This window comes from Polaromonas sp. CG_9.7 (assembly GCF_015752205.1).
Lineage (GTDB): Bacteria > Pseudomonadota > Gammaproteobacteria > Burkholderiales > Burkholderiaceae_C > Polaromonas.
Genome location: NZ_JADOVG010000037.1, coordinates 1 through 5,702, shown reverse-complemented (window position 1 = coordinate 5,702; position 5,702 = coordinate 1). Strand labels below are relative to the sequence as shown.

2 tRNA genes and 3 rRNA genes are annotated in these 5,702 nt (G+C 50.3%); all 5 read left to right on the top strand.

Features of this window, described 5'->3' with window-relative positions:
* The first annotated feature begins 309 nt into the window (after positions 1-309).
* Positions 310-1,846 (top strand): 16S ribosomal RNA (locus IWX87_RS19300).
* Positions 1,847-1,974: 128 nt separating this feature from the next.
* Positions 1,975-2,051, top strand: a tRNA-Ile gene (locus IWX87_RS19295).
* Between the two features lie 47 nt (positions 2,052-2,098).
* A tRNA-Ala gene (locus tag IWX87_RS19290) sits at positions 2,099-2,174 on the top strand.
* 365 nt (positions 2,175-2,539) lie between these two features.
* Positions 2,540-5,422, top strand: a 23S ribosomal RNA gene (locus IWX87_RS19285).
* Positions 5,423-5,582: 160 nt separating this feature from the next.
* A 5S ribosomal RNA gene (gene rrf, locus IWX87_RS19280) occupies positions 5,583-5,695 on the top strand.
* The 16S, 23S and 5S rRNA genes sit together here with 2 tRNA genes alongside, the layout of an rRNA operon.
* Positions 5,696-5,702 lie beyond the last annotated feature (7 nt).

Here is a 5,702-nt window from a genome sequence, read left to right as displayed (position 1 = left end):
AAAATTTGACTACTGCGAGAAAAGCGGTATATAATTTGAGGCTCAGCTGATTACAGCTAACAGTGCAAAGCAAGACGGCAAAGCTGTCGAGCAGAGCGCCAGGATCATTAAAAATTTACAGCCGATAAGTATGGGCGTTTGAAGGGCGAAAAGCCAGGTCACTTGTGACCAGGTCTTTTGGACCTTAAACGCTCATGGAGATAGAAAATGTGAAGTCGTCAAGATTTCTCATCAATTCCGTTTTTATGAGTTTTCTTCGTGCGTTGGACTTTGGTCTGATGTGCGGAGTTGAAAATTATTGCAGAGATTAAACTATAGAGTTTGATCCTGGCTCAGATTGAACGCTGGCGGCATGCCTTACACATGCAAGTCGAACGGCAGCACGGGAGCAATCCTGGTGGCGAGTGGCGAACGGGTGAGTAATATATCGGAACGTGCCCAGTCGTGGGGGATAACGTAGAGAAATTTACGCTAATACCGCATACGATCTAAGGATGAAAGCGGGGGACCGTAAGGCCTCGCGCGATTGGAGCGGCTGATATCAGATTAGCTTGTTGGTGAGGTAAAAGCTCACCAAGGCGACGATCTGTAGCTGGTTTGAGAGAACGACCAGCCACACTGGGACTGAGACACGGCCCAGACTCCTACGGGAGGCAGCAGTGGGGAATTTTGGACAATGGGCGAAAGCCTGATCCAGCAATGCCGCGTGCAGGAAGAAGGCCTTCGGGTTGTAAACTGCTTTTGTACGGAACGAAAAGGTCTGCCTTAATACGGCGGGCCCATGACGGTACCGTAAGAATAAGCACCGGCTAACTACGTGCCAGCAGCCGCGGTAATACGTAGGGTGCGAGCGTTAATCGGAATTACTGGGCGTAAAGCGTGCGCAGGCGGTGATGTAAGACAGTTGTGAAATCCCCGGGCTCAACCTGGGAATTGCATCTGTGACTGCATCGCTAGAGTACGGTAGAGGGGGATGGAATTCCGCGTGTAGCAGTGAAATGCGTAGATATGCGGAGGAACACCGATGGCGAAGGCAATCCCCTGGACCTGTACTGACGCTCATGCACGAAAGCGTGGGGAGCAAACAGGATTAGATACCCTGGTAGTCCACGCCCTAAACGATGTCAACTGGTTGTTGGGTGCATTAGTACTCAGTAACGAAGCTAACGCGTGAAGTTGACCGCCTGGGGAGTACGGCCGCAAGGTTGAAACTCAAAGGAATTGACGGGGACCCGCACAAGCGGTGGATGATGTGGTTTAATTCGATGCAACGCGAAAAACCTTACCTACCTTTGACATGTACGGAACTCGCCAGAGATGGCTTGGTGCTCGAAAGAGAGCCGTAACACAGGTGCTGCATGGCTGTCGTCAGCTCGTGTCGTGAGATGTTGGGTTAAGTCCCGCAACGAGCGCAACCCTTGTCATTAGTTGCTACATTTAGTTGGGCACTCTAATGAGACTGCCGGTGACAAACCGGAGGAAGGTGGGGATGACGTCAAGTCCTCATGGCCCTTATAGGTAGGGCTACACACGTCATACAATGGATGGTACAAAGGGTCGCCAACCCGCGAGGGGGAGCCAATCCCATAAAGCCATTCGTAGTCCGGATCGCAGTCTGCAACTCGACTGCGTGAAGTCGGAATCGCTAGTAATCGTGGATCAGAATGTCACGGTGAATACGTTCCCGGGTCTTGTACACACCGCCCGTCACACCATGGGAGCGGGTTCTGCCAGAAGTAGTTAGCCTAACCTGCAAAGGAGGGCGATTACCACGGCAGGGTTCGTGACTGGGGTGAAGTCGTAACAAGGTAGCCGTATCGGAAGGTGCGGCTGGATCACCTCCTTTCTGGAAATGAAGCAATTTGCGCTTCTTACGCCCATTCTTATCGGTTGTTGTTTAAAACAACAGCATAGGCCCGCGTTTAGCTAGGCTATCTGATTGGTGCCGCCTTCAGGTTCTTCGATGAACTCAAAGGGTCTGTAGCTCAGCTGGTTAGAGCACTGTGTTGATAACGCAGGGGTCGTTGGTTCGAGTCCAACCAGACCCACCACATCAGGGTCGAGAAATTTCAGAACGCAGTCAAAGGATTTCGTTCCTGGGGGATTAGCTCAGCTGGGAGAGCACCTGCTTTGCAAGCAGGGGGTCGTCGGTTCGATCCCGTCATCCTCCACCACTTACCAGCACCGACCGGGAAAAAAGGGTAGGGCTCAATTTACTAATGCAAAGTACTCTCTTTGAGAGTGCTTTGTGTTGGTTGATTTATTTATTTATATCAATCGATTATTGGCTGTTCTTTAAAAATTCATAGAGTTAAATCAGCGCTGCTGGCGGAAACTGCACATTCGTAAAGGTTTAGTGCAGACCGTGCCGCCAGTAGCAATTTAGAGAAATTTTGATTGCGTCAAAATGAACTTTTGATTTCGAGCGGAAATGCATGAAAGTGCAAATTAGATCGAATTGAAAGATACGGCATAACGCGTCAGGTGAAAGACCTGACAATCATTCCTTGAAAATAACGGCGAGAAATCAAAGTTATAGGGTCAAGTGAATAAGAGCACATGGTGGATGCCTTGGCAATGATAGGCGACGAAAGACGTGATAGCCTGCGATAAGCTTCGGGGAGCTGGCAAATTAGCTTTGATCCGGAGATTTCTGAATGGGGGAACCCACCTAGCAATAGGTATCTTTAACTGAATACATAGGTTATTGAGGCGAACCGGGTGAACTGAAACATCTCAGTAGCTCGAGGAAAAGACATCAACCGAGATTCCGAAAGTAGTGGCGAGCGAAATCGGAAAAGCCTGCACGTGATATCAGGATTCTTAGCAAAGCAGCATGGAAAGGCTGGCCATAGTGGGTGATAGCCCCGTATGCAAAAAGAGACCTGTGGTACTGAGCGTGCGAAAAGTAGGGCGGGACACGAGAAATCCTGTCTGAATATGGGGGGACCATCCTCCAAGGCTAAATACTCATCATTGACCGATAGTGAACTAGTACCGTGAGGGAAAGGCGAAAAGAACCCCGGGAGGGGAGTGAAATAGATCCTGAAACCGTGTGCTTACAAAAAGTAGGAGCCTTGAAAGGGGTGACTGCGTACCTTTTGTATAATGGGTCAGCGACTTACATTCAGTGGCAAGGTTAACCGAATAGGGAAGCCGTAGAGAAATCGAGTCCGAACAGGGCGAACAGTCGCTGGGTGTAGACCCGAAACCAAGTGAGCTATCCATGGCCAGGATGAAGGTGCAGTAACATGCACTGGAGGTCCGAACCCACTAGTGTTGCAAAACTAGGGGATGAGCTGTGGATAGGGGTGAAAGGCTAAACAAACTTGGAAATAGCTGGTTCTCTCCGAAAACTATTTAGGTAGTGCCTCAAGTATTACCATCGGGGGTAGAGCACTGTTTTGGCTAGGGGGTCATGGCGACTTACCAAACCAAGGCAAACTCCGAATACCGATGAGTACAGCTTGGGAGACAGAGCACCGGGTGCTAACGTCCGGACTCAAGAGGGAAACAACCCAGACCGCCAGCTAAGGTCCCTAAAATTGGCTAAGTGGGAAACGAAGTGGGAAGGCTATAACAGTCAGGATGTTGGCTTAGAAGCAGCCATCATTTAAAGAAAGCGTAATAGCTCACTGATCGAGTCGTCCTGCGCGGAAGATGTAACGGGGCTAAGCCAGTTACCGAAGCTGCGGATGTGCCATTTATGGCACGTGGTAGGAGAGCGTTCTGTAAGCCTGTGAAGGTGGTGGTGTAAACCCTGCTGGAGGTATCAGAAGTGCGAATGCTGACATGAGTAGCGTTAAAGGGGGTGAAAAGCCCCCTCGCCGTAAGCGCAAGGTTTTCTACGCAACGTTCATCGGCGTAGAGTGAGTCGGCCCCTAAGGCGAGGCAGAGATGCGTAGCTGATGGGAAACAGGTCAATATTCCTGTACCGATGTGTAGTGCGATGTGGGGACGGAGAAGGTTAGCTCAGCCAACTGTTGGATATGTTGGTTCAAGCCTGTAGTCGTGCCTGGTAGGTAAATCCGCCGGGCTTAGATGAGGGGTGATAACGAGGCTGCTTGCAGCCGAAGTGAGTGATACCCTGCTTCCAGGAAAAGCCACTAAGCTTCAGCTACACACGACCGTACCGCAAACCGACACTGGTGCGCGAGATGAGTATTCTAAGGCGCTTGAGAGAACTCAGGAGAAGGAACTCGGCAAATTGACACCGTAACTTCGGAAGAAGGTGTGCCTCTAGTCAGTGAAGGGATTTACTCCTGGAGCTAAACGAGGTTGCAAAAAATCGGTGGCTGCGACTGTTTATTAAAAACACAGCACTCTGCTAAGACGAAAGTCGACGTATAGGGTGTGACGCCTGCCCGGTGCTGGAAGATTAAATGATGGGGTGCAAGCTCTTGATTGAAGTCCCAGTAAACGGCGGCCGTAACTATAACGGTCCTAAGGTAGCGAAATTCCTTGTCGGGTAAGTTCCGACCTGCACGAATGGCGTAACGATGGCCACACTGTCTCCTCCTGAGACTCAGCGAAGTTGAAATGTTTGTGATGATGCAATCTCCCCGCGGAAAGACGGAAAGACCCCATGAACCTTTACTGTAGCTTTGTATTGGATTTTGAACAGACCTGTGTAGGATAGGTGGGAGGCTTTGAAGCCGGGACGCTAGTTTCGGTGGAGCCAACGTTGAAATACCACCCTGGTGTGTTTGAGGTTCTAACCTAGGTCCATTATCTGGATCGGGGACAGTGCATGGTAGGCAGTTTGACTGGGGCGGTCTCCTCCCAAAGTGTAACGGAGGAGTTCGAAGGTACGCTAGTTACGGTCGGACATCGTGACGATAGTGCAATGGCATAAGCGTGCTTAACTGCGAGACTGACAAGTCGAGCAGATGCGAAAGCAGGACATAGTGATCCGGTGGTTCTGTATGGAAGGGCCATCGCTCAACGGATAAAAGGTACTCTGGGGATAACAGGCTGATACCGCCCAAGAGTTCATATCGACGGCGGTGTTTGGCACCTCGATGTCGGCTCATCTCATCCTGGGGCTGTAGCCGGTCCCAAGGGTATGGCTGTTCGCCATTTAAAGAGGTACGTGAGCTGGGTTTAAAACGTCGTGAGACAGTTTGGTCCCTATCTTCCGTGGGCGCTGCAGATTTGAGGAAGCCTGCTCCTAGTACGAGAGGACCGGAGTGGACGAACCTCTGGTGTACCGGTTGTCACGCCAGTGGCATTGCCGGGTAGCTAAGTTCGGAAGAGATAACCGCTGAAAGCATCTAAGCGGGAAACTCGTTTCAAGATTAGATCTGCCGGGGCCTTGAGCCCCCTGAAGAGTCGTTCAAGACCAGGACGTTGATAGGCTGGGTGTGGAAGCGCAGTAATGCGTTAAGCTAACCAGTACTAATTGCTCGAGAGGCTTGACCCTATAACTTTGATTAATTCAAAGGTGTTATGCCAAGACTGACGCATTCAAAAAAGATACAGTTCCAACAGGAACTGTGCAACAATCTAAATTACAAGCTGATTTGCTCTATGAATTCGATGGACTGCTTCCCGTGTGGGAAGCATTTCGTCAACCAGTTATGCCTGATGACCATAGCAAGTTGGTACCACTCCTTCCCATCCCGAACAGGACAGTGAAACGACTCAGCGCCGATGATAGTGCGGATTCCCGTGTGAAAGTAGGTCATCGTCAGGCTCTTATA